Genomic DNA, 22,844 nt, shown 5'->3' on the forward strand with positions numbered 1-22,844 from the left:
CGGTAAGGACTGCAACCCGCAGCCCGCTAACTGCCTGAAAGATCAATACGTCTTACGCCATTGCTGCGTGGATGATCGTTCGGGCAAAATGGGTCATTCCGTAAAATTGCTTGTTCTAACAAGTTTTGACACGGAAACGGTGACATTATTCCACTGCTAACCTTGTTATAGCAAGATGACTTTTACCATTTATCTCCCACTTACTCACAGTTTTTTCACTTATCCGCGGTGATTGGTTTAATAACCATCAAATCTGTGATGAATACGCTGTGCGGCGGCAGATAAAGATAAATATAAGCATAGAAAAATGAGTGGCGCGAATCCTTGCCGCTATTTAGAATCGGCCCCCATGAAAACAGAGACTCCATCCGTAAAAATTGTTGCTATTTCCGCTGACGAAGCAGGGCAACGCATCGATAACTTTTTGCGTACGCAGTTAAAAGGCGTGCCGAAAAGTATGATTTATCGCATTTTGCGCAAAGGCGAAGTGCGGGTGAATAAAAAACGCATCAAACCCGAATATAAACTCGAAGCGGGCGATGAAGTGCGTATTCCGCCTGTTCGCGTGGCCGAGCGGGAAGACGACGCCGTGTCGCCACACCTGCAAAAGGTGGCGGCGCTGGCCGATGTCATCCTGTACGAAGATGACCATATCCTGGTGCTCAATAAGCCCTCGGGCACGGCGGTGCATGGCGGTAGCGGCCTGAGCTTCGGCGTGATTGAAGGATTGCGCGCTCTGCGTCCGGAGGCGCGGTTCCTCGAACTGGTGCACCGCCTCGACCGCGACACCTCTGGTGTGCTGCTGGTGGCGAAAAAGCGCTCGGCGCTACGTTCGCTGCATGAGCAACTGCGTGAGAAAGGAATGCAGAAAGACTATCTGGCGCTGGTTCGCGGCCAGTGGCAATCGCACGTGAAAAACGTACAGGCGCCGCTATTAAAGAACATCCTGCAAAGCGGCGAGCGTATCGTCCGTGTGAGTCAGGAAGGTAAGCCTTCAGAAACCCGCTTTAAAGTTGAAGAGCGTTATGCGTTTGCCACGCTGGTGCGCTGTAGCCCGGTTACCGGCCGTACGCACCAGATCCGCGTGCATACCCAGTATGCCGGGCATCCGATTGCGTTTGACGATCGCTACGGCGACCGCGAATTTGACAAGCAACTGGCGGGAACCGGACTTTCGCGCCTCTTCCTGCATGCTGCCGCGCTGAAGTTTACCCATCCGGGAACGGGGGAGATACTGCGCATTGAGGCGCCGATGGATGAGCAGTTAAAAAGATGTCTCCAGACATTGCGTAAATGATTCTGATCGCGTCGCTGACGTGTTTTATCAGACGACGTTTGCCTCCCGCGCCTTTCCGCTGGTCTGAAAGTGAAGCGCCATCAGGCGCTTCACTGCGTTAGGCTTTCAGCGGGTTCATCTCTTCCCGACGCAACATCTGGCACAGGGCGATCAGTGGTAAGCCAATCAGCGTATTGGGGTCCCGGCCCTCTAAGCGCTCAAACAGCGCAATGCCCAGTCCTTCGCTTTTAAAACTCCCGGCACAATGCAGCGGACGCTCTTTGCGCACGTAGTCTTCTATCTCTGCTTCGCTCAGATGACGAAAATGGACGTCAAACGGTTCCACTTCCGTCTGCAAATGGCCGGTCGCGGAATTATACAGCGCCAGCCCCGTATAGAAGGTGATGATGTTGCCGCTGGCTTTCGCCAACTGCTGGCAGGCTTTTTCTTCTGTTAATGGCTTGCCGGCGATTTCGCCATCCAGCACGCATACCTGATCGGAGCCAATAATCAGGTGAGCAGGGAAGCGGTGGGCCAGCGACTGCGCCTTTTCTTTCGCCAGACGACTGACCAGGTGACGGGGACTCTCGCCAGGCATCGGCGTTTCGTCAACGTCCGGCGCGGCGCATTCAAAGGGGATCGCCAGTTTTTCCAGCAGGGCGCGACGCCAGGGCGAAGTAGAAGCGAGAATAAGATTAGGCATATTTTTTCTACCAGATATAGCGTATTGATGAGACCCATTTTAAACTATGTCTTTCGTCATTCAGACGCGCAAGCAGGGCGTCTGCTGAGCGAAAATAAGTCTGTTAACCGCAATGTGTGCGAATTATTGGCAAAAGGCAACCGCAGGCTGCCTTTTTCTTTGACTATATGACGTTACAAAGTTAATATGCGCGCCCTATGCAAAAGGTAAAATTACCCCTGACTCTGGATCCGGTTCGTACGGCTCAAAAACGCCTCGATTATGAAGGTATCTATACTTCCGATCTGGTAGAGCGCGTCGCCGATTCTGTGGTCAGTGTGGACAGTGATGTGGAATGCTCGATGTCGTTCGCTATCGACAACCAACGTCTCGCCGTAATTACCGGCGACGCTGCGGTTTCGGTCACGCTCGAATGTCAGCGTTGCGGTAAGCCGTTTACCCATCAGGTTCACACAACGTATTGTTTTAGTCCGGTTCGTTCTGACGAACAGGCTGAAGCACTCCCGGAAGCGTATGAGCCGATTGAGGTTAACGAATTCGGTGAAATCGATCTGCTTGCAATGGTTGAAGATGAAATCATCCTCTCCTTGCCGGTAGTTCCGGTGCATGATTCTGAACACTGTGAAGTGTCCGAGGCGGACATGGTCTTTGGGGAACTGCCTGATGAAGCGCAAAAACCAAACCCATTTGCCGTATTAGCCAGCTTAAAGCGTAAGTAATTGAGGAGTAAGGTCCATGGCCGTACAACAGAATAAACCAACCCGTTCCAAACGTGGCATGCGTCGTTCCCATGACGCGCTGACCGCAGTCACCAGCCTGTCTGTAGACAAAACCTCTGGTGAAAAACACCTGCGTCACCACATCACCGCCGACGGTTACTACCGCGGTCGCAAGGTCATCGCTAAGTAATCACGCGTTATTCGCGTGATGAAGCTTAGTGAGGAATTTCCCCGTTCAGGCGGGGAATGACCAAACCAGGCGGCGAAGATACCTTGACACGTCTAACCCTGGCGTTAGATGTCATGGGGGGAGATTTCGGCCCTTCCGTGACAGTGCCTGCAGCATTGCAGGCACTGAATTCTAATTCACAACTCACACTTCTTTTAGTCGGGGATCCCGATACAATCACGCCATTACTTGCTAAAGCTGACTTTGAACAACGTTCGCGTCTGCAGATTATCCCTGCGCAGTCAGTTATCGCCAGTGATGCCCGGCCTTCGCAGGCTATCCGCGCCAGTCGCGGTAGTTCCATGCGGGTGGCGCTGGAACTCGTGAAAGAAGGGCGAGCGCAGGCCTGTGTGAGCGCCGGTAATACTGGGGCGCTGATGGGTCTGGCAAAATTATTGCTCAAGCCGCTGGACGGCATTGAGCGTCCCGCGCTGGTCACGGTGTTGCCGCATCAGCAAAAAGGGAAGACGGTGGTCCTGGATTTAGGGGCTAACGTCGATTGCGACAGCACGATGCTGGTGCAGTTTGCGATTATGGGCTCGGTGCTCGCGGAAGAAGTGGTTGGCATTGATAACCCTCGCGTAGCCTTGCTCAACATCGGCGAAGAAGAAACTAAGGGTCTCGACAGTATTCGGGACGCTTCGGCTGTGCTAAAAACGATCTCCTCCATCAATTACATCGGCTATCTCGAGGCCAATGAATTATTGACGGGAAAAACGGATGTGCTGGTATGTGACGGTTTTACAGGCAATGTCACATTAAAGACGATGGAAGGGGTTGTCAGAATGTTCCTTTCACTGCTGAAATCTCAGGGTGAGGGTAAAAAACGGTCGTGGTGGCTGCTGATAGTAAAACGTTGGTTACAAAAAAGCCTGACGAGGCGATTCAGTCACCTCAACCCCGACCAGTATAATGGCGCCTGTCTGTTAGGATTGCGCGGCACGGTGATTAAGAGTCATGGTGCGGCCAATCAGCGAGCCTTCACAGTCGCGATTGAACAGGCAGTGCAGGCGGTGCAGCGACAAGTTCCTCAGCGAATTGCCGCTCGCCTGGAATCTGTATACCCGACTGGATTCGAACGGCGGGACGTGGGTCATGGCGACACATCGCAGCCACACTGACAGCGATGTGGCTAACGCGCCCGGCCTCTTCGTCGTTGTTGATCCGCGGTATATAACCAAAAAGTGACTGAGCGTACATGTATACGAAGATTATTGGTACTGGCAGCTATCTGCCTGAACACGTGCGGACTAACGCCGATCTGGAAAAAATGGTCGATACCTCTGACGAGTGGATTGTCACTCGCACAGGTATCCGTGAGCGCCATATTGCCGCCCCGGATGAAACCGTCTCAACGATGGGATACACCGCAGCGCAGCGGGCGCTGGAAATGGCGGGCATTGATAAAGATCAGATTGGCTTGATAGTGGTGGCGACCACCTCAGCAACTCATGCTTTCCCCAGCGCGGCATGCCAGATCCAGAGCATGCTGGGCATTAAAGGATGCCCGGCGTTTGACGTCGCGGCGGCCTGTGCGGGCTTCACCTATGCGCTCAGCGTGGCCGATATGTACGTGAAATCCGGCGCCGTTGACTATGCGCTGGTCGTCGGGTCCGACGTGCTGGCTCGTACCTGCGATCCGACCGATCGCGGCACTATTATTATTTTTGGCGATGGCGCAGGCGCGGTTGTGCTCGGCGCATCCGAAGAGCCGGGCATTATCTCCACCCATCTACATGCGGATGGCAGCTACGGTGAATTACTGACGCTGCCCAATGCCGATCGTGTGAATCCGGACAACCCGATTCACCTGACGATGGCGGGTAACGAAGTGTTCAAAGTGGCGGTAACCGAGCTGGCGCATATCGTTGACGAGACGCTGGCGGCCAACAACCTGGACCGTTCGCAGCTCGACTGGCTGGTTCCTCACCAGGCTAACCTGCGTATTATCAGCGCGACGGCGAAGAAACTGGGTATGTCGATGGACAACGTCGTGGTCACGCTGGACCGTCACGGCAACACGTCTGCGGCTTCCGTACCGTGCGCGCTGGATGAAGCCGTGCGCGACGGGCGTATCAAAGCCGGGCAACTGGTTCTGCTTGAAGCCTTCGGCGGTGGTTTCACCTGGGGCTCCGCGCTGGTTCGTTTCTAGTATAAGGATTTAAACATGACGCAATTCGCATTTGTGTTCCCTGGACAGGGTTCGCAGACCGTTGGGATGCTGGCCGATATGGCGGCAAGCTATCCGGTTATAGAAGAAACGTTTGCTGAAGCTTCAGCGGCGCTGGGCTACGACCTGTGGGCGCTGACTCAACAGGGGCCAGCGGAAGAATTGAACAAAACCTGGCAGACTCAGCCTGCGCTGTTAGCGGCGTCTGTCGCACTGTACCGCGTCTGGCAGCAGCAGGGCGGTAAAGCGCCTGCGCTGATGGCGGGTCATAGCCTGGGTGAATACTCTGCGCTGGTGTGCGCGGGCGTCATTAATTTTGCTGATGCGGTGCGTCTCGTGGAACTGCGTGGTAAATTCATGCAGGAAGCGGTACCGGAAGGCACAGGCGGCATGTCTGCTATTATCGGTCTGGATGATGCTTCTATCGCTAAAGCCTGCGAAGACGCGGCGGAAGGCCAGGTGGTTTCGCCAGTGAATTTTAACTCGCCGGGACAGGTGGTTATCGCCGGGCACAAAGAGGCGGTAGAGCGCGCGGGCGCCGCGTGTAAAGCTGCCGGCGCGAAACGTGCGTTGCCGCTGCCGGTAAGCGTACCGTCGCACTGTGCGTTGATGAAACCCGCTGCGGAAAAACTGGCCGTTGAATTAGCGAAAATCACCTTCAGCGCGCCGACAGTGCCGGTAGTGAACAACGTGGATGTGAAATGTGAAACCGAGGCTGACGCGATTCGTGATGCGCTGGTTCGCCAGCTATACAGCCCGGTTCAGTGGACCCGTAGCGTTGAGTTTATGGCCGCGCAGGGCGTGGAACACCTTTACGAAGTCGGTCCGGGTAAAGTCCTCACCGGTCTGACGAAACGCATTGTTGATACCCTGACCGCCTCGGCGCTGAATGAACCGGCGGCGGTATCTGCGGCGCTTGAGCAATAAAAGAGGAAAACCATGAGTTTTGAAGGAAAAATCGCGCTGGTTACCGGTGCAAGTCGCGGTATTGGCCGCGCTATTGCAGAGACGCTCGTTGCCCGTGGCGCGACCGTTATCGGTACAGCGACCAGCGAAAATGGCGCTCAGGCCATTAGCGATTACTTAGGTGCGAAAGGCAAAGGTCTGATGTTGAACGTGACCGATCCTGCATCTATCGAATCCGTTCTGGAAAAAATTCGCGCAGAATTTGGTGAAGTCGATATCCTGGTCAATAATGCCGGTATCACTCGCGACAATCTGCTGATGCGAATGAAAGATGATGAGTGGAACGATATTCTCGAAACCAATCTTTCATCTGTTTTCCGCCTGTCAAAAGCGGTAATGCGCGCTATGATGAAAAAGCGTCATGGACGTATTATCACTGTCGGTTCTGTGGTTGGTACCATGGGAAATGCGGGTCAGACCAATTACGCTGCGGCGAAAGCAGGTCTGATTGGCTTCAGTAAATCGCTGGCGCGCGAAGTTGCGTCACGCGGCATTACTGTAAACGTTGTTGCTCCGGGCTTTATTGAAACGGACATGACGCGTGCGCTGACCGATGAGCAGCGTGCGGGTACGCTGGCGGCAGTACCTGCGGGTCGTTTAGGCGATCCAAAAGAAATTGCCAGCGCGGTTGCATTTTTAGCCTCTGACGAGGCGGGTTACATCACTGGTGAAACCCTGCACGTCAATGGCGGAATGTATATGGTTTGACCACGAGCTACGCAAATTCGGCCAGGCTGGAGCAGTCTGAAGGAAAATGCGTAGAAAAATATTTGCGTTATTTGGGTGAAAAGCCGCAAAATAGCGTAAAATCGTGGTAAGACCTGCCGGGATTTAGTTGCAAATTTTTCAACATTTTATACACTACGAAAACCATCGCGAAAGCGAGTTTTGATAGGAAATTTAAGAGTATGAGCACTATCGAAGAACGCGTTAAGAAAATTATCGGCGAACAGCTGGGCGTTAAGCAGGAAGAAGTTACCAACAATGCTTCTTTCGTTGAAGACCTGGGCGCAGATTCTCTTGACACCGTTGAGCTGGTAATGGCTCTGGAAGAAGAGTTTGATACTGAGATTCCGGACGAAGAAGCTGAGAAAATCACCACCGTTCAGGCTGCCATTGATTACATCAACGGCCACCAGGCGTAAGTGAACATCTCCAGGCGGTCATTCGACCGCCTGAGTTTTATCTTTTTGTCCCACTAGAATTTTTTTCCCTCCCTGGAGGACAACCGTGTCTAAGCGTCGTGTAGTTGTGACCGGACTGGGCATGTTGTCTCCTGTCGGCAATACCGTAGAGTCTACCTGGAAAGCTCTCCTTGCCGGTCAGAGTGGCATCAGCCTGATCGACCATTTCGATACTAGCGCCTATGCAACGAAATTTGCTGGCTTAGTAAAGGATTTTAACTGTGATGACATCATCTCGCGTAAAGAACAGCGCAAGATGGATGCCTTCATTCAATATGGAATTGTCGCTGGCGTCCAGGCCATGCAGGATTCTGGCCTTGAAGTAACGGAAGAGAACGCAACCCGTATTGGCGCCGCTATTGGTTCCGGTATCGGTGGTCTCGGTCTGATTGAGGAAAACCACAGTTCTCTGGTGAACGGTGGACCGCGTAAAATCAGCCCATTCTTCGTTCCGTCGACGATTGTTAACATGGTGGCAGGCCACCTGACCATCATGTATGGCCTGCGTGGGCCAAGCATTTCTATCGCAACCGCCTGTACCTCAGGCGTACACAACATCGGTCATGCCGCTCGTATCATTGCTTACGGCGACGCGGACGCGATGGTTGCGGGCGGTGCTGAAAAAGCCAGTACGCCGCTGGGCGTGGGGGGCTTTGGCGCAGCGCGTGCGTTGTCCACACGTAACGACAACCCGCAAGCGGCAAGCCGCCCGTGGGATAAAGAGCGTGACGGTTTTGTGCTCGGTGACGGTGCCGGGATGGTTGTACTCGAAGAGTATGAACATGCGAAAAAACGCGGCGCGAAAATTTATGCTGAAGTCGTTGGCTTCGGGATGAGCAGCGATGCATACCATATGACGTCGCCGCCGGAAAATGGCGCAGGCGCGGCGCTGGCGATGGTCAACGCACTGCGTGATGCGGCGATTGAACCGGGCCAGATTGGCTATGTCAACGCGCACGGGACCTCTACCCCGGCAGGCGATAAAGCTGAAGCGCAGGCGGTTAAGTCTGTCTTTGGCGAAGCGGCAAGCCGTGTGATGGTCAGCTCTACCAAATCCATGACCGGTCACTTGTTGGGTGCGGCAGGCGCGGTAGAATCCATCTACTCCATCCTGGCGCTGCGCGATCAGGCTGTTCCGCCAACCATTAACCTGGATAATCCGGATGAGGGTTGCGATCTGGACTTCGTTCCGCACGAAGCGCGTCAGGTCAGTGGAATGGAGTATGCGCTGTGTAACTCCTTCGGTTTTGGCGGCACGAACGGTTCTTTGATCTTCAAAAAGATCTAACCGCCTGTCCGTTGTTGCTTAAAGGTCCGCTCGTCGGGCCTTTTTTATTGCGTTTTCTTCCCTTGTCCTGCACTCGTCATCCTGCCACACTAACGGGCCACCGATGAGGAGCCACTATGTTCTTGATAAATGGTCGTGAACAGGAATCGCTTACTGCAAGCGATCGCGCAATACAGTTTGGCGATGGCTGCTTTACTACCGTACGTATTTTAGACGGTCAGCTTTGCCATCTGGCTGCGCATCTCCGGCGTTTACAGGATGCCTGTAATAAACTGCTGATCGCCTTTGAGTTCTGGGATGAGCTTGAGCGTGAAATGAACACGCTTGCCATGGGGCATTCACGTGGCGTGCTGAAGGTGATCATCAGCCGCGGCAGCGGCGGTCGAGGCTACAGCGCGGCAAACTGCTCGCAGCCTACCCGAATTCTGTCCGTTTCGCCGTATCCGACGCATTTCGATGACTGGCGAAATCGAGGAATCACGCTAACCCTCAGCCCGGTTCGTCTTGGTCGCAACCCGCTGCTTGCCGGGATCAAACATCTTAACCGTCTCGAACAGGTCCTGATTCGTTCTCATCTTGAGCAGACGGAGGCGGATGAGGCGCTGGTTCTTGACAGCGAAGGTTGGGTTACGGAATGCTGTGCGGCTAATGTGTTCTGGCGAAAAGACAATGTGGTCTATACACCGCGTCTCGATCTGGCAGGTGTCAACGGCATAATGCGACAATTCTGTTTGCAGCAGCTGGCACAATCGTCTTTTCGGGTTGTCGAAACCAGTGCCCGTGAAGAAGATGTCCGCCGCGCTGACGAAATCGTGGTTTGTAACGCGCTGATGCCGGTTATTCCTGTCTGCGCTTTTGACGCTGTGCCGCTCTCTTCACGCGCGCTCTATGAATTCCTGGCCCCACTGTGTGAGTATCCGAATTAGTCATGAAAAAATTGTTATACGCTGTCCTCTTATTGGGTGTGGTATTAGGCATTGCTGGGGGAGTGGGATTGTGGAAGGTTCGCCAACTGGCGGACAGCAAGATCCTGATTAAAGAAGAAACCATTTTTACCCTCAAACCGGGAACGGGTCGTCTGGCGCTCGGTGAGCAACTGTATGCCGACCGGGTTGTGAACCGTCCCCGGGTATTTCAGTGGCTGCTGCGCGTAGAACCGACGCTTTCGCACTTCAAAGCGGGCACGTATCGCTTAACGCCAGGAATGACCGTGCGGGAGATGCTGCAACTGCTGGAAAGCGGAAAAGAGGCACAATTTCCGCTGCGCTTTGTGGAAGGGATGCGGCTTAGCGACTATCTCAAACAGCTGCGCGATGCGCCTTACGTCAAGCATACCCTGAATGACGATAGCTACGCGAGCGTGGCGAAGGCGCTTGAACTGAAAGAAACCGACGGTCTCGAAGGCTGGTTCTGGCCTGATACCTGGATGTACACCGCCAACACAACCGATGTGGCCTTGCTTAAGCGCGCGCGTCAAAAAATGGTGAAAGTGGTTAATGAGGTTTGGGAAGGTCGCGCGGAGGGGTTACCGTATAAAGATCAGAATCAACTGGTCACCATGGCCTCGATCATCGAAAAAGAGACGGCGGTTGCCAGCGAACGCGATCAGGTTGCGTCGGTATTTATCAACCGACTGCGCGTTGGAATGCGACTGCAGACCGATCCTACGGTGATTTACGGGATGGGTGAGCGCTATAATGGCAAGATCTCACGTGCAGATCTGGAAACCCCGACGGCCTATAACACCTATACCATCACCGGGCTGCCGCCAGGACCGATCGCCATGCCGGGCGAAGCCTCGCTGAAGGCGGCGGCGCATCCGGCCAAAACGCCGTATCTCTATTTTGTCGCCGACGGCAAAGGGGGCCATACGTTTAATACCAATCTTGCCAGCCATAACCGGTCTGTGCAGGACTACCTGAAAGTGCTTAAGGAAAAAAATGCGCAGTAAGTATATCGTCATCGAGGGGCTGGAAGGCGCCGGTAAAACGACCGCGAAAAATATCGTGGTTGAGACGCTCGAACAGCTCGGCATCCGCGACATGGTTTTTACCCGCGAGCCGGGCGGCACGCAATTGGCGGAAAAACTGCGCAGTCTGGTGCTGGACATCAAATCTGTCGGCGATGAGATCATCACCGACAAAGCCGAAGTGCTGATGTTTTATGCAGCGCGCGTCCAGCTTGTGGAAACGGTCATTAAACCCGCGCTGGCAAAAGGGACGTGGGTGATTGGCGACCGTCACGATCTTTCCACCCAGGCGTACCAGGGCGGCGGACGCGGTATCGATCAGCAGATGCTTGCCACACTGCGTGACGCGGTACTCGGCGATTTCCGGCCGGATTTGACGCTTTATCTGGATGTTACGCCTGAAGTTGGGCTGAAACGCGCGCGCGCGCGCGGCGAGCTGGACCGTATTGAGCAGGAGTCTTTTGACTTCTTTAATCGCACCCGCGCCCGCTATCTGGAGTTGGCGGCCCAGGATGCAAGCATTCGCACGATTGATGCGACGCAGCCGCTGGACGTTGTAATGAATGCTATTCGTACCACTGTGACCGGGTGGGTGAAGGAGCAGGGCGCATGAAATGGTATCCATGGTTACGACCGGACTTTGAAAAACTGGTAGCAAGCTATCAGGAAGGACGGGGTCACCATGCGCTACTGATCCAGGCACTGCCGGGAATGGGCGATGATGCCCTGATCTACGCGCTCAGCCGATTTCTGCTCTGTCAGCAGCCGGACGGTCATAAAAGCTGCGGCCACTGCCGCGGCTGCCAGCTGATGCAGGCGGGCACGCATCCGGACTATTATTCCCTGTTTCCGGAAAAAGGGAAAAACGTGCTGGGCATCGACGCGGTTCGCGAAGTGGGGGAGAAACTCTACGAGCGGGCGCGTCTTGGCGGGGCGAAAGTGGTGTGGATCCCCGACGCGGCGCTGTTGACCGATGCCGCGGCGAACGCCTTGCTTAAAACCCTGGAGGAACCGCCTGAGCAAACGTGGTTCTTTCTCGCTACGCGGGAACCTGCGCGTCTTCTGGCGACGTTGCGCAGCCGCTGTCGTTTGCATCACCTTGCGCCACCTGCGGAAAACTATGCGATCACGTGGCTCGCGCGAGAAGTGACGGTGTCACAAACGTCGCTGTTGACCGCGCTGCGCCTGAGCGCAGGCTCGCCGGGCGCGGCGCTGGCATTACTGCAATCCGACGGTTGGGCGCAACGCGAAGCGCTGTGCCAGTCGCTTTCAGGCAGCGTGCCCGGCGGTGACTGGTACAGCTTGCTGCCGGTGTTGAATCATGAGCATGCGCCCGCGAGCCTACACTGGCTGGCGACCCTGCTGATGGATGCGCTGAAGCGCCAGCATGGGGCGACATGGTTAACCAATGCGGATGCCGGAGAGCTGGTGGCAATGCTTGCCGGGCAACTGTCTACAAACCGGATCCAGGCGATCCTGAGCGCCGTCTGCCATTGCCGTGAACAGTTGCTCAGTGTGACGGCAATAAACCGTGAACTGGTCTTAACCGATCTCCTTTTACAAATTGAGCATTACCTGCAACCTGGCGCTGTGTTGCCAGTTTCCCATCTTTAAGAGAGACATTATGTTTTTAGTCGACTCGCACTGCCATCTTGATGGCCTGGATTATCAATCTCTGCATAAGGACGTGAACGATGTGCTGACGAAAGCCGCCGCACGCGATGTGAAGTTCTGTCTGGCGGTGGCGACCACGCTGCCAGGCTACCGCGCGATGCGCGAGCTGGTGGGTGAGCGCGATAACGTGGTGTTCTCCTGCGGCGTACATCCGCTTAACCAGGATGAGCCGTTCGAAGTGGAAGAACTGCGGCGACTGGCGGCAGAAGAGGGCGTTGTGGCGATGGGGGAAACCGGGCTGGACTATTATTACACCCCCGAAACGAAGGTTCGTCAGCAGGCGTCATTTATTCATCATATTCAGATTGGCCGTGAGCTGAACAAACCGGTGATTGTGCACACTCGTGACGCCCGCGCCGACACGCTGACGATTCTGCGTAATGAAAAGGTGACGGATTGCGGTGGCGTACTACACTGTTTTACTGAAGACAGAGAAACGGCGGGTAAATTACTGGATTTAGGCTTTTATATCTCCTTTTCCGGTATTGTGACCTTCCGTAACGCCGAGCAGTTACGCGATGCCGCACGCTACGTGCCGTTGGATCGCCTGTTGGTGGAGACGGATTCTCCTTATCTCGCTCCGGTTCCGCACCGTGGCAAAGAGAACCAGCCGGCAATGGTACGTGATGTTGCGGAATACATGGCCGTATTGAAGGGTGTTGCCGTTGAAGAACTGGCGCAAATCACCACCGATAACTTTGCCCGCCTGTTCCATATCGACGCTTCCCGCCTACAATCCGCCTCTTAAGCGAGTTTTTTTAAAGCTCGTAATTAATCAGCAAAGCGAGTAAAGTTCACCGCCACAAACTGGGCGGTGAATGAACAGCTTGACACATTATGAAACGATTTTTGTCAAAATGTGCAACTTATGGCATCGGGCGGAGTTGAAACGTGATGGTCGTCAAACAAAAATAAGCTGATTTATTTTACTCTGTGTAATAAATAAAGGGCGCTTAGATGCCCTGTCCACGGCGAGGCTCTCCCCCCTTGCTAATGCGTGAAAACGTAGAAAAACACCAATACTCAGGAGCACTCCTAATTATGTTTAAGAATGCATTTGCTAACCTGCAAAAGGTCGGTAAATCGCTGATGCTGCCGGTATCCGTATTGCCTATCGCAGGTATCCTGCTGGGCGTCGGTTCCGCAAACTTCAGCTGGCTGCCAGCCGTTGTCTCGCATGTCATGGCAGAAGCAGGCGGTTCTGTTTTTGCAAACATGCCGCTTATTTTCGCTATCGGTGTCGCGCTTGGTTTTACCAACAACGACGGCGTGTCCGCTCTGGCGGCGGTGGTTGCCTATGGCATCATGGTGAAAACCATGGCCGTGGTTGCGCCGCTGGTTCTGCATTTACCGGCTGAAGAGATCGCAGCAAAACACCTTGCGGATACCGGTGTTCTCGGGGGGATTATCTCCGGTGCGATTGCGGCGTACATGTTCAACCGTTTCTACCGCATCAAGCTGCCTGAGTATCTTGGCTTCTTTGCTGGTAAGCGCTTTGTGCCGATCATCTCCGGCCTGGCGGCAATCTTTACCGGCGTGATCCTCTCCTTTATCTGGCCGCCTATCGGTACGGCTATCCAGACGTTCTCGCAGTGGGCGGCTTACCAGAACCCGGTTGTGGCGTTCGGTATCTACGGCTTCATTGAGCGTTGCCTGGTGCCGTTTGGTCTGCACCATATCTGGAACGTTCCTTTCCAGATGCAGATCGGCGAATACACCAACGCGGCAGGTCAGGTCTTCCACGGCGACATTCCTCGCTATATGGCGGGCGACCCGACGGCGGGCAAACTGTCCGGCGGCTTCCTGTTCAAAATGTATGGTCTGCCGGCGGCGGCTATCGCCATCTGGCACTCGGCTAAACCGGAAAACCGCGCGAAAGTGGGCGGTATCATGATCTCCGCAGCGCTGACCTCGTTCCTGACCGGTATCACCGAGCCGATCGAGTTCTCCTTCATGTTCGTTGCGCCGATCCTGTACATTATCCACGCGATCCTGGCCGGTCTGGCGTTCCCAATTTGTATCCTGCTGGGTATGCGTGACGGTACTTCCTTCTCGCACGGTCTGATCGATTTTATCGTCCTGTCCGGTAACAGCAGCAAACTGTGGCTGTTCCCGATTGTCGGCGCAGGTTATGCGATCGTTTACTACACCGTCTTCCGCGTTCTGATCAAGGCGCTGGACCTGAAAACGCCGGGTCGTGAAGACAGCACTGACGACGCGAAAGCGGGCGCGACCAGCGAAATGGCTCCGGCACTGGTGGCGGCATTTGGTGGTAAAGAAAACATCACCAACCTGGACGCGTGTATTACCCGTCTGCGTGTCAGCGTGGCTGACGTCGCGAAAGTGGATCAGGCTGGCCTGAAAAAACTGGGTGCGGCAGGCGTGGTTGTTGCAGGTTCTGGCGTTCAGGCGATTTTCGGTACAAAATCCGATAACCTGAAAACGGAAATGGATGAATATATCCGTAACAGCTAAGCAGTAAGACGTTGGGGAGAACTAAGGCAGCCGCATGGCTGCCTTTTTTACATCCTGATCGGTGCGTATGAAAAGCCGAACAGGGTCCGGCAGCTAGATCAGAACTGATACGTGGCGGTGATGCTCACGTTACGCGGTTCGCCGTACACGATAGACCCTTCGATGTTGGTGTCGTAGGTTTTATCAAACAGATTGTTCACGTTACCCTGCAACGAAAAGTTTTTGGTCACCTGGTAGCGGGTGAAAAGATCCACCAGCGCATAGCTGCCCTGTTCCGCGCGGAAAGTGCCGTATGGCGTGACGGTATCGCTGTAGACGCGGTTCTGCCAGTTAACGCCGCCGCCAACGGTCAGTTCTGGCATCGCCGGCAGGCGATAACGGGTGAACAGTTTGACCGACGTGCGCGGCAGATACGGATTCACCGCATTGCCTTCGTTATCGTCAGCGAGGTAGCGCGTTGCGCCAAAGGTCATCTGCCAGTTATCGGTGATCGCGCCGTTGATCTCAAATTCGACCCCTTTGCTGACGGTGCCGTTCGCGGCTTTATACGCGGTCTCTCCGTTGCTCCCGGCGATAGGTGAACCGGTGGACTGAGCAAGGTTGTCCTGCTCGATGCGGAACAGAGACAGGGTGGTGGTCAGACGGCTATTCATCCAGTCAGATTTCAGGCCCACCTCATAGTTATTTCCGGTGATGGGGGAAAGGTATTTACCCGAGCTGTCGCGCTTGTTCTGCGGCTGGAAGATCGATGTATAGCTGGCATAGGTGGACCAGTTATCGTTGATGTCATAAACCAGACCGGCATACGGCGTGGTATGGTTTTTCTCCATGCTGTAGGTCAGGGTGTCGATACGCCAGTTAGTGTAGCGCGCGCCGAGGATCAGATGCAGCGGGTCAGCCAGAGAAACACGGGTCGCGGCATACAACGACTTCATATGCGTGGTGTCATCCTGGGCCAGCGACTGCGGCGTCCATTGTGTTTGTGGGAAATGACCGTTGAAGTCAGCGAAATTGCCAATTTCGTCCGGGAAAACATTCGCCCATGAACTGAAATAGCGGTTATTTTGCTTACTGTAGCTACCACCGAACATCAGGTTATGCTGACGACCAAACAGGTCGTAGCCGCCGTCGGCAAACAGATCCACCGCGTCGACCTTACGCTTACCGCTGTTCCAGCCGGTACCGCCTACGTAGTCAAAACCGGGGCCATAGCTGGCGTAAGGGCCAACCAGCGTACCGTCGGCTTTATTAACTAACGCATCGATATACATTGTCTTACTGTCGAATTTCACTTCAGAGTGAGTGGCATTCATTGTTGCCTGCCAGGTATCGGCAAAGCGCTGCTTGAGTGTGACGAAAACCTTGTTGATCTCTTTATCGTTGTAAGCCCAGTCCGGCGCTGTGCTACGGGCGCGATCATAGCTGTTTTTGCTGCCGTCGGTGTTCCAGCGCGGCAGGCCGCCCCATGTCGGGCTGTTCACATCGATTTTTTGATATTCATAACCTGCCGCCAGGCTGGTGCTCTCGCCCAAATCCGCGTCGAGAATACCGGAGAAGAAGGTTTTTTCGCTAGTGTAGCGATCCAGCCATGAGTCATTATTTTGATAACCGGCCACGACGCGCGCGCGAACATTTCCGTCATCCGTAAGCGGACTTTGCAGATCCATCACGTAACGCTGTTTATTCCAGCTGCCGTATTCCGCAGAAACATCTCCCGTAAACTCCCGACGGGTGGCATGCTTGCGGATCATATTGATGGAGGCCGACGGGTTGCCGGTTCCTGTCATCAGACCGTTGGCGCCGCGCACCACTTCCACGCGTTCAAAAAGCGCGGTGTCGGACAACGCGTCACCGAGATTCCAGCGCGATTCAAAGTACGTAGGAATACCGTCGACCATATAATTGTCGATCTCAAACCCGCGCGAATAATAGCTGCTGCGGTCCGAATCCGCCTGGCTTCGGCTAATTCCCAGCGTGTTATCCATCACGTCGCCGAGAGTGTGCAGTTTTTGGTCTTCCATACGCTGCTGGCTGACGATGCTTACCGATTGCGGAATATCGCGCTGCGTCATTGCCATTTTCGTGGCGGCGTTGGTGGTTTTTACGCTGTAATCGTGTTCATCGCTGGCATCAGAAATGTCCGGGGCGGAACCGTCCACAATGACGGTATCTTCGGTAACGGAAGCTGCGAAACTTGCGGAGGGCATCATTGCCACTGCGATACAGGCTGCCAGCAACGATGGGGTTGCGGCAGGTTGGCGCTGTTCGTCCCTGCGGTGTGTGATGAAAGACATGAGAAAACCCTTAATAGTGAAGATAGTGATTCAGGCTGCGCGGGGCGGCGATGAACCCTTTTTTATTGTCTGGCTTATCATTGCGCATGAAAATGCAAATGCGAAATATACGCATTCATATTCACTGTGTAAACAGAGGTTACAGGCTTTCTGAAATCTTGTTTCAGAACTTTTAGACGTCGCGGGGAGGGGAAAGCAGAGAACCTGTACGGCAATGCGCGTTTTTTGCTTAAGAAATCGTGGCTTAAGGTTGAAAGAGCGGCTTTAAGTCGATCATACTCTATACTGGCAGTGTGGCTCAGCGTAGCATGGCATCACGCATGGCAATTTTAAGAAAAGGAAAACGTCGTGGCAGAAGAAACTATATTCAGCAAAATTATTCGTCGTGAAATCCCGTCAGACATTGTTTACCAGGATGAACTGGTTACCGCATTCCGGGATATCTCACCGCAGGCGCCCACCCACATCCTGATTATCCCCAATATTCTGATCCCGACGGTCAATGATGTCACTGCCGAGCATGAACAGGCGCTGGGACGAATGATCACCGTAGCGGCGAAAATTGCTGCGCAGGAAGGCATCGCAGAAGATGGCTATCGCCTGATTATGAATACTAACCGTCACGGCGGCCAGGAGGTGTATCACATCCACATGCACCTGCTGGGGGGCCGCGCGCTAGGACCTATGCTTGCGCATAAAGGGCTGTAATGATGAAAAAAGGATGCCTTGCGCTTTCGCTGGGACTGCTGCTGCTGGCGGGGTGTCGTTCGCATCCTGAAATACCGGTCAGCGACGAGCAGTCTCTGGTGATGGAATCAACGCTGCTGGCTGCGGGGATCACGGCGCAGCCGCCGTCGTTGAGGACCTCTGATCTTCAGCCTTCCGCGTCTTCAGTGCTGTACAACGAAAGGCAAGAGCCCGTTACCGTTCATTATCGTTTTTACTGGTATGACGCCAGAGGATTAGAAATGCATCCTCTGGAAGCGCCACGCAGCGTGACAGTTCCGGCGCGTTCGTCGGTCACGCTCTATGGCAGCGCCAATTATCTGGGGGCGCACAAAGTCAGACTTTATCTTTTTTTGTAAGGGGTGAATCTTGAAGAGTAAATTGAGTCGCTATGCACTGTTAGCCGGGCTGGCGATAGTGCTTTCCGGCTGTGTGGCGCAGCGTGAGCCTGCGCCAGTGGAAGAAGTCAAACCGGTGCCGGAGCAGCCCGCGCAGCCTCAGCAGCCTGCGCCTGTCGTACCTTCTGTGCCGGAAATCCCGGGTCAGCCTGGTCCAATTGAGCATGAAGATCAGACGGCGGCGCCTGCGCCTCGCGTTCGTCACTACGACTGGAATGGCGCCATGCAGCCGATGGTGGCTAAAATGCTGCAGGCCGATGGCGTAACCTCGGGCAGCGTGCTGCTGGTGGACAGCGTCAACAACCGGACAAACGGGTCGTTGAACGCGAGCGACGCCACGGAAACCCTGCGCAACGCGCTGGCTAACAACGGCAAGTTTACGCTGGTCTCCGCCCAGCAGTTGTCGATGGCGAAACAGCAGTTAGGCCTTTCTCCGCAGGACAGCCTGGGAACGCGTAGTAAAGCCATTGGTATTGCCCGCAACGTTGGCGCGCACTATGTGCTGTATTCCAGCGCCGCCGGCAACGTCAATGCGCCATCGCTGCAAATGCAATTAATGCTGGTACAAACTGGCGAGATAATCTGGTCAGGTAAAGGTGCCGTTCAGCAACAATAACGCGCTGTCGCGCGACGAGGTCTTGTCGCGCTTCTTTCCGCATTATCGCCCCGTTGCTGACGGTCAGACCGGTCTCAGCGGCGGGAGCGTTATCCTGGCCAGCGCCGAAACGCGTCTGGTGCTTCGCCGCCATCACGATCCCGATGCGCGCGGATACCCATTTTTGCGCCAGTACCGTGCGCTTAATCGCCTACCTGAACGTCTTGCGCCGAAGCCGCGTCTGTATATTCCCGGCTGGATGGCGGTGGACTATCTGCGCGGCGAGGTAAGATCGCAATTGCCGGATACCGACGAACTCGCGGGCTTGCTGTATTATCTGCATCAGCAGCCGCGCTTCGGTTGGCGTATTCACCTTCTGCCGCTGCTTGAACAGTACTGGCGAGGCAGCGATCCGTCACGCAGAACGCCGCGCTGGCTGAGGCGGTTAAAACGTTTGCGTCAGCAAGGGGAGCCACAACCGCTGCGTCTGGCGCCACTGCACATGGATGTCCACGCCGGAAACATCGTACACACTGAGTCGGGGCTAAAGTTAATCGACTGGGAGTACGCCGGGGACGGCGATATCGCGCTTGAGCTGGCGGCGGTGTGGGTGGACGATGTGGCCCGGCGCCGGCAACTGGTGAACGACTATGCGGTGCGCGGCAATATGTCGCCGGAAAGCCTGTGGCAGCAGGTCCGACGCTGGGATCCGTGGGTACAGATGCTGAAGGCAGGATGGTATGAATACCGCTGGCGACAGACCGGCGAACAACACTTTATCGGGCTGGCCGACGCAACCTGGCGGCAGCTTTTAACGAAGGATTAAGGAGAGCAGTGTGGGTCCAGTTATGTTGGATGTCGAAGGGTTTGAACTGGATGCGGAAGAACGGGAAATTTTGGCCCATCCGCTGGTCGGTGGTTTGATCCTCTTCACGCGTAATTATCACGATCCGGCGCAGCTGCGCGAACTGGTGCGCCAGATCCGCGCGGCGTCGCGCAATCATCTGGTGGTGGCGGTGGATCAGGAAGGCGGCCGCGTACAGCGCTTTCGCGAAGGCTTTACCCGACTGCCTGCCGCTCAGTCTTTTGCCGCGCTACACGGGATGGAAGAGGGCGGCAAACTGGCGGAAGACGCAGGCTGGCTGATGGCCAGCGAAATGATAGCAATGGATATCGACATCAGTTTTGCGCCGGTACTTGATGTCGGGCATATCAGCGCCGCGATTGGCGAGCGATCCTATCATGCCGATCCGGCAAAAGCGCTGGCGATGGCGACGCGCTTTATCGACGGGATGCATGCCGCGGGCATGAAAACCACCGGTAAACATTTTCCGGGTCACGGCGCGGTGACCGCCGATTCGCATAAAGAGACGCCGACCGATCCGCGCCCGGAAGCGGAAATTCGCGCTAAAGATATGTCCGTGTTCCGTTCGCTGATTACCGACAACAAACTTGATGCGATTATGCCTGCGCATGTGATTTACAGCGAGGTTGATCCGCGTCCGGCAAGCGGCTCGTCGCACTGGCTGAAAACGGTCCTGCGTCAGGAGCTGGGTTTTGACGGGGTGATTTTCTCCGACGACCTCTCGATGGAAGGGGCGGCGATCATGGGCAGCTATGCCGAGCGCGGCCAGGCGTCGCTGGATGCAGGTTGCGATATGATCCTGGTCTGCAATAATCGTAAAGGTGCGGTCAGCGTGCTGGATAATCTGTCGCCGATCAAAGCAGAACGTGTTACACGTTTGTATCATAAAGGTTCATTTTCTCGTCAGGAACTGATGGACTCGGCACGCTGGAAACAGGTCAGCGCGCAGCTCAACCAGTTACACGAACGCTGGCAGGAAGAAAAAGCAGGTCATTAACGCAAGTTTGGTGAGGGTGCGATGATTATCTATTTACACGGTTTTGACTCTAACAGCCCGGGTAACCACGAAAAAGTGTTGCAGTTGCAGTTTATCGACCCGGACGTCAGGCTGATCAGCTACAGCACGCGGCATCCGAAACATGACATGCAACATCTGCTGAAGGAAGTGGACAAAATGTTGCAGCTTAACGTTGACGATCGTCCGCTGATTTGCGGTGTGGGTCTGGGAGGCTACTGGGCCGAGCGCATCGGCTTTCTGTGCGACATCCGTCAGGTGGTGTTTAATCCGAACCTGTTCCCGTATGAGAACATGGAAGGCAAAATCGACCGCCCGGAAGAATACGCCGATATCGCCACCAAATGCGTGACGAACTTCCGTGAAAAGAACCGCGACCGCTGCCTGGTGATTCTTTCCCGTCATGACGAAGCGCTTGACAGTCAGCGCTCTTCTGAAGAACTGCACCATTTTTACGAAATTGTATGGGATGAAGAACAGACGCATAAGTTCAAGAATATTTCACCCCATCTGCAGCGAATCAAAGCGTTCAAAACGCTGGGTTGACCGTCAACCACTGCGTATGCGCGTCCTGACCGCCAGCCTTCGGGCTGGTTTTTTTTGGCGAAGTGGCAGAAGGTGTCTATCTTTTCAGCATCAAAACTTGATGCACATCAATTTTGGTATGACCAATGCACCGCATGTGTTATTCTCACTCTCGAAGAACATTTTCATTGTCGTAACCTGTTGTTAATTAAAGGCTATGTTAATAACTTTTAATTAACAATTGGTTAATCATTTAAGGGGGTCGCGTTGACTACACCATTGAAAAAGATCGTGATTGTCGGCGGGGGTGCTGGCGGGCTGGAAATGGCTACGCAACTGGGGCACAAACTGGGCCGCAAGAAAAAAGCGAAGATTACGCTGGTTGACAGAAATCATAGCCATCTGTGGAAACCCCTGCTGCACGAAGTGGCGACGGGGTCTCTTGATGAAGGCGTGGATGCGCTGAGCTACCTGGCGCACGCGCGGAATCACGGCTTCCAGTTCCAGTTGGGGTCGGTAATGGATATCGATCGCGAGGCCAAAACAATTACCATTGCCGAACTGCGCGACGAGAAAGGCGAACTGTTGGTGCCGGAGCGCAAAATCGCATACGACACGCTGGTGATGGCGCTGGGCAGTACTTCTAACGATTTCAACACGCCGGGGGTGAAAGAGCATTGCATCTTCCTCGACAACCCGCATCAGGCGCGCCGTTTCCATCAGGAAATGCTCAACCTGTTCCTGAAATACTCCGCGAACCTGGGCGCGAACGGCAAGGTGAATATCGCCATTGTCGGCGGTGGGGCAACCGGCGTTGAGCTTTCGGCTGAACTGCATAACGCAGTGAAACAATTGCACAGCTATGGCTACAAAGGGTTGACCAACGAAGCGCTGAACGTCACGCTGGTGGAAGCGGGCGAGCGCATCCTGCCTGCGCTGCCGCCACGCATTTCTGGCGCGGCGCATAATGAACTGAGCAAACTGGGCGTCCGCGTACTGACCCAGACAATGGTGACCAGCGCCGACGCGGGCGGTTTACACACGAAAGACGGCGAATACATTGAAGCCGACCTGATGGTCTGGGCGGCAGGGATTAAAGCGCCGGACTTCATGAAGGAGATCGGCGGTCTCGAAACCAACCGTATTAATCAACTGGTGGTGGAGCCCACGCTGCAAACCACCCGCGATCCTGACGTGTATGCGATTGGCGACTGTGCTTCCTGTGCGCGTCCGGAAGGCGGATTTGTTCCACCGCGCGCCCAGGCTGCGCATCAGATGGCGACCTGCGCGATGAATAACATTCTGGCGCAAATGAACGGTAAACCGCTGAAGGCATACCAGTATAAAGACCATGGCTCGCTGGTTTCGTTGTCTAACTTTTCTACCGTTGGCAGTCTGATGGGGAACCTGACCAAAGGTTCGATGATGATCGAGGGGCGCATTGCCCGCTTCGTGTATATCTCTTTGTACCGGATGCACCAGATTGCATTGCACGGTTACTTCAAAACCGGGTTGATGATGCTGGTGGGCAGTATTAACCGCGTTATCCGTCCGCGTCTGAAGCTGCATTAATTACCTTCCTCCCAGCGTCGCCAATGGCGGCGCTGGGCGTCTGCGCCGTTCTGCACACTGAATATTCCTGTCGCTCTCCTCAGAGTTCTCTGAATCATGCTGTTTTAAGGTCAACCCACGATATTTTCATCCGCAATCTGATGGGCTTCTGCTTGCTTTAGTTGCAATATTGTTACCAATAGCAAAGAAGGAGGATTTCCC

At 54.7% G+C, this 22,844-nt stretch carries 24 protein-coding genes; 22 read left to right on the top strand and 2 right to left on the bottom strand.

The annotated features are described in order from the left end of the window. Positions 1-349: 349 nt before the first annotated feature. On the top strand, positions 350-1,297 hold the full coding sequence (gene rluC, locus JY391_RS09770; protein ID WP_042283737.1) for a 23S rRNA pseudouridine(955/2504/2580) synthase RluC: 948 nt from the start codon (positions 350-352) through the stop codon (positions 1,295-1,297). 97 nt (positions 1,298-1,394) lie between these two features. Here rluC and JY391_RS09775 read toward each other — a convergent pair whose 3' ends face one another. Further along, positions 1,395-1,979, bottom strand: coding sequence for a Maf family protein (locus JY391_RS09775; RefSeq protein ID WP_042283735.1), 585 nt, complete (start codon positions 1,977-1,979; stop codon positions 1,395-1,397). Positions 1,980-2,176: 197 nt separating this feature from the next. Between JY391_RS09775 and yceD the strand changes: the two genes are divergently transcribed. The 14 genes from yceD to ptsG all read left to right on the top strand — a co-directional run bounded on the left by yceD (position 2,177) and on the right by ptsG (position 14,653). Continuing rightward, positions 2,177-2,698 (top strand): 23S rRNA accumulation protein YceD, encoded by a 522-nt coding sequence (yceD, locus tag JY391_RS09780; RefSeq protein ID WP_042283732.1) that lies wholly within the window; start codon positions 2,177-2,179, stop codon positions 2,696-2,698. Between the two features lie 16 nt (positions 2,699-2,714). After that, positions 2,715-2,888, top strand: a complete 174-nt coding sequence (rpmF, locus tag JY391_RS09785) for a 50S ribosomal protein L32 (protein ID WP_000290727.1) — start codon at positions 2,715-2,717, stop codon at positions 2,886-2,888. A gap of 83 nt (positions 2,889-2,971) precedes the next feature. Further along, the gene (plsX, locus tag JY391_RS09790; protein ID WP_072014948.1) at positions 2,972-4,048 is read left to right on the top strand and encodes a phosphate acyltransferase PlsX; all 1,077 of its coding nucleotides are present in this window, start codon (positions 2,972-2,974) and stop codon (positions 4,046-4,048) included. A 77-nt stretch (positions 4,049-4,125) separates the two neighbouring features. Then, the gene (gene fabH / locus JY391_RS09795; protein ID WP_042283728.1) at positions 4,126-5,079 is read left to right on the top strand and encodes a beta-ketoacyl-ACP synthase III; all 954 of its coding nucleotides are present in this window, start codon (positions 4,126-4,128) and stop codon (positions 5,077-5,079) included. Positions 5,080-5,094: 15 nt separating this feature from the next. Beyond that, positions 5,095-6,024 (top strand): ACP S-malonyltransferase, encoded by a 930-nt coding sequence (fabD, locus tag JY391_RS09800; protein WP_042283726.1) that lies wholly within the window; start codon positions 5,095-5,097, stop codon positions 6,022-6,024. Positions 6,025-6,036: 12 nt separating this feature from the next. Next, on the top strand, positions 6,037-6,771 hold the full coding sequence (gene fabG / locus JY391_RS09805) for a 3-oxoacyl-ACP reductase FabG (protein ID WP_042283724.1): 735 nt from the start codon (positions 6,037-6,039) through the stop codon (positions 6,769-6,771). A gap of 200 nt (positions 6,772-6,971) precedes the next feature. Further along, complete coding sequence (gene acpP / locus JY391_RS09810; RefSeq protein ID WP_000103754.1) at positions 6,972-7,208, top strand: acyl carrier protein; 237 nt, start codon at positions 6,972-6,974, stop codon at positions 7,206-7,208. 85 nt (positions 7,209-7,293) lie between these two features. After that, positions 7,294-8,535 carry a beta-ketoacyl-ACP synthase II gene (gene fabF, locus JY391_RS09815; protein ID WP_042283721.1) on the top strand — a complete coding sequence of 414 codons (1,242 nt, stop codon included), beginning with the start codon at positions 7,294-7,296 and terminating at the stop codon, positions 8,533-8,535. 116 nt (positions 8,536-8,651) lie between these two features. Continuing rightward, positions 8,652-9,461, top strand: coding sequence for an aminodeoxychorismate lyase (gene pabC, locus JY391_RS09820; protein WP_211935646.1), 810 nt, complete (start codon positions 8,652-8,654; stop codon positions 9,459-9,461). A gap of 2 nt (positions 9,462-9,463) precedes the next feature. Beyond that, positions 9,464-10,486 carry a cell division protein YceG gene (gene yceG, locus JY391_RS09825; protein WP_211935647.1) on the top strand — a complete coding sequence of 341 codons (1,023 nt, stop codon included), beginning with the start codon at positions 9,464-9,466 and terminating at the stop codon, positions 10,484-10,486. After that, entirely contained in the window at positions 10,476-11,117 is a 642-nt protein-coding gene (gene tmk / locus JY391_RS09830) for a dTMP kinase (protein WP_211935648.1), read from the top strand. The genes yceG and tmk overlap by 11 nt, the downstream gene beginning before the upstream one ends. Next, positions 11,114-12,118, top strand: coding sequence for a DNA polymerase III subunit delta' (gene holB, locus JY391_RS09835; protein WP_211935649.1), 1,005 nt, complete (start codon positions 11,114-11,116; stop codon positions 12,116-12,118). Before tmk ends, holB begins: the two co-directional genes overlap by 4 nt. A 10-nt stretch (positions 12,119-12,128) precedes the next feature. Beyond that, positions 12,129-12,926 carry a metal-dependent hydrolase gene (locus JY391_RS09840; protein ID WP_211935650.1) on the top strand — a complete coding sequence of 266 codons (798 nt, stop codon included), beginning with the start codon at positions 12,129-12,131 and terminating at the stop codon, positions 12,924-12,926. A gap of 293 nt (positions 12,927-13,219) precedes the next feature. Next, complete coding sequence (gene ptsG / locus JY391_RS09845; protein WP_042283707.1) at positions 13,220-14,653, top strand: PTS glucose transporter subunit IIBC; 1,434 nt, start codon at positions 13,220-13,222, stop codon at positions 14,651-14,653. Between the two features lie 98 nt (positions 14,654-14,751). Here ptsG and fhuE read toward each other — a convergent pair whose 3' ends face one another. Continuing rightward, positions 14,752-16,947: a ferric-rhodotorulic acid/ferric-coprogen receptor FhuE gene (gene fhuE, locus JY391_RS09850; RefSeq protein WP_211935651.1), complete on the bottom strand. Its 2,196-nt coding sequence runs from the start codon at positions 16,945-16,947 to the stop codon at positions 14,752-14,754. A 348-nt stretch (positions 16,948-17,295) separates the two neighbouring features. On the opposite strand from fhuE, the gene hinT reads away from it, so the two are divergent. The 7 genes from hinT (at position 17,296) to ndh (ending at position 22,643) form a co-directional block, all read left to right on the top strand. Further along, positions 17,296-17,655 (top strand): purine nucleoside phosphoramidase, encoded by a 360-nt coding sequence (gene hinT / locus JY391_RS09855; protein WP_042283701.1) that lies wholly within the window; start codon positions 17,296-17,298, stop codon positions 17,653-17,655. A gap of 2 nt (positions 17,656-17,657) precedes the next feature. Beyond that, positions 17,658-18,032 carry a YcfL family putative periplasmic lipoprotein gene (locus JY391_RS09860; RefSeq protein ID WP_042283698.1) on the top strand — a complete coding sequence of 125 codons (375 nt, stop codon included), beginning with the start codon at positions 17,658-17,660 and terminating at the stop codon, positions 18,030-18,032. Positions 18,033-18,042: 10 nt separating this feature from the next. Further along, entirely contained in the window at positions 18,043-18,687 is a 645-nt protein-coding gene (gene lpoB / locus JY391_RS09865) for a penicillin-binding protein activator LpoB (RefSeq protein ID WP_042283696.1), read from the top strand. Next, a complete protein-coding gene (gene thiK, locus JY391_RS09870) occupies positions 18,668-19,492 on the top strand; it encodes a thiamine kinase (RefSeq protein WP_211935652.1) in 825 nt (274 codons plus the stop codon). Before lpoB ends, thiK begins: the two co-directional genes overlap by 20 nt. A gap of 10 nt (positions 19,493-19,502) precedes the next feature. Continuing rightward, on the top strand, positions 19,503-20,528 hold the full coding sequence (gene nagZ / locus JY391_RS09875) for a beta-N-acetylhexosaminidase (protein WP_042283690.1): 1,026 nt from the start codon (positions 19,503-19,505) through the stop codon (positions 20,526-20,528). Positions 20,529-20,549: 21 nt separating this feature from the next. Then, a complete protein-coding gene (gene ycfP, locus JY391_RS09880) occupies positions 20,550-21,092 on the top strand; it encodes an alpha/beta hydrolase YcfP (RefSeq protein WP_042283688.1) in 543 nt (180 codons plus the stop codon). 246 nt (positions 21,093-21,338) lie between these two features. Next, positions 21,339-22,643, top strand: coding sequence for an NADH-quinone dehydrogenase (gene ndh / locus JY391_RS09885; RefSeq protein ID WP_042283686.1), 1,305 nt, complete (start codon positions 21,339-21,341; stop codon positions 22,641-22,643). Positions 22,644-22,844: the final 201 nt, after the last annotated feature.

Origin of the sequence: Citrobacter sedlakii, assembly GCF_018128425.1 — a bacterium.
Taxonomy (GTDB): Bacteria; Pseudomonadota; Gammaproteobacteria; order Enterobacterales; family Enterobacteriaceae; genus Citrobacter_A; species Citrobacter_A sedlakii.

Bases quoted from the DNA above. Each gene is read 5' to 3' on its own strand.
- rluC (WP_042283737.1), top strand. From the start codon at position 350: ATGAAAACAGAGACTCCATCCGTAAAAATTGTTGCTATTTCCGCTGAC.
- JY391_RS09775 (WP_042283735.1), bottom strand. From the start codon at position 1,979: ATGCCTAATCTTATTCTCGCTTCTACTTCGCCCTGGCGTCGCGCCCTG.
- yceD (WP_042283732.1), top strand. From the start codon at position 2,177: ATGCAAAAGGTAAAATTACCCCTGACTCTGGATCCGGTTCGTACGGCT.
- rpmF (WP_000290727.1), top strand. From the start codon at position 2,715: ATGGCCGTACAACAGAATAAACCAACCCGTTCCAAACGTGGCATGCGT.
- fabH (WP_042283728.1), top strand. From the start codon at position 4,126: ATGTATACGAAGATTATTGGTACTGGCAGCTATCTGCCTGAACACGTG.
- fabD (WP_042283726.1), top strand. From the start codon at position 5,095: ATGACGCAATTCGCATTTGTGTTCCCTGGACAGGGTTCGCAGACCGTT.
- fabG (WP_042283724.1), top strand. From the start codon at position 6,037: ATGAGTTTTGAAGGAAAAATCGCGCTGGTTACCGGTGCAAGTCGCGGT.
- acpP (WP_000103754.1), top strand. From the start codon at position 6,972: ATGAGCACTATCGAAGAACGCGTTAAGAAAATTATCGGCGAACAGCTG.
- pabC (WP_211935646.1), top strand. From the start codon at position 8,652: ATGTTCTTGATAAATGGTCGTGAACAGGAATCGCTTACTGCAAGCGAT.
- yceG (WP_211935647.1), top strand. From the start codon at position 9,464: ATGAAAAAATTGTTATACGCTGTCCTCTTATTGGGTGTGGTATTAGGC.
- tmk (WP_211935648.1), top strand. From the start codon at position 10,476: ATGCGCAGTAAGTATATCGTCATCGAGGGGCTGGAAGGCGCCGGTAAA.
- holB (WP_211935649.1), top strand. From the start codon at position 11,114: ATGAAATGGTATCCATGGTTACGACCGGACTTTGAAAAACTGGTAGCA.
- JY391_RS09840 (WP_211935650.1), top strand. From the start codon at position 12,129: ATGTTTTTAGTCGACTCGCACTGCCATCTTGATGGCCTGGATTATCAA.
- ptsG (WP_042283707.1), top strand. From the start codon at position 13,220: ATGTTTAAGAATGCATTTGCTAACCTGCAAAAGGTCGGTAAATCGCTG.
- fhuE (WP_211935651.1), bottom strand. From the start codon at position 16,947: ATGTCTTTCATCACACACCGCAGGGACGAACAGCGCCAACCTGCCGCA.
- JY391_RS09860 (WP_042283698.1), top strand. From the start codon at position 17,658: ATGAAAAAAGGATGCCTTGCGCTTTCGCTGGGACTGCTGCTGCTGGCG.
- ycfP (WP_042283688.1), top strand. From the start codon at position 20,550: ATGATTATCTATTTACACGGTTTTGACTCTAACAGCCCGGGTAACCAC.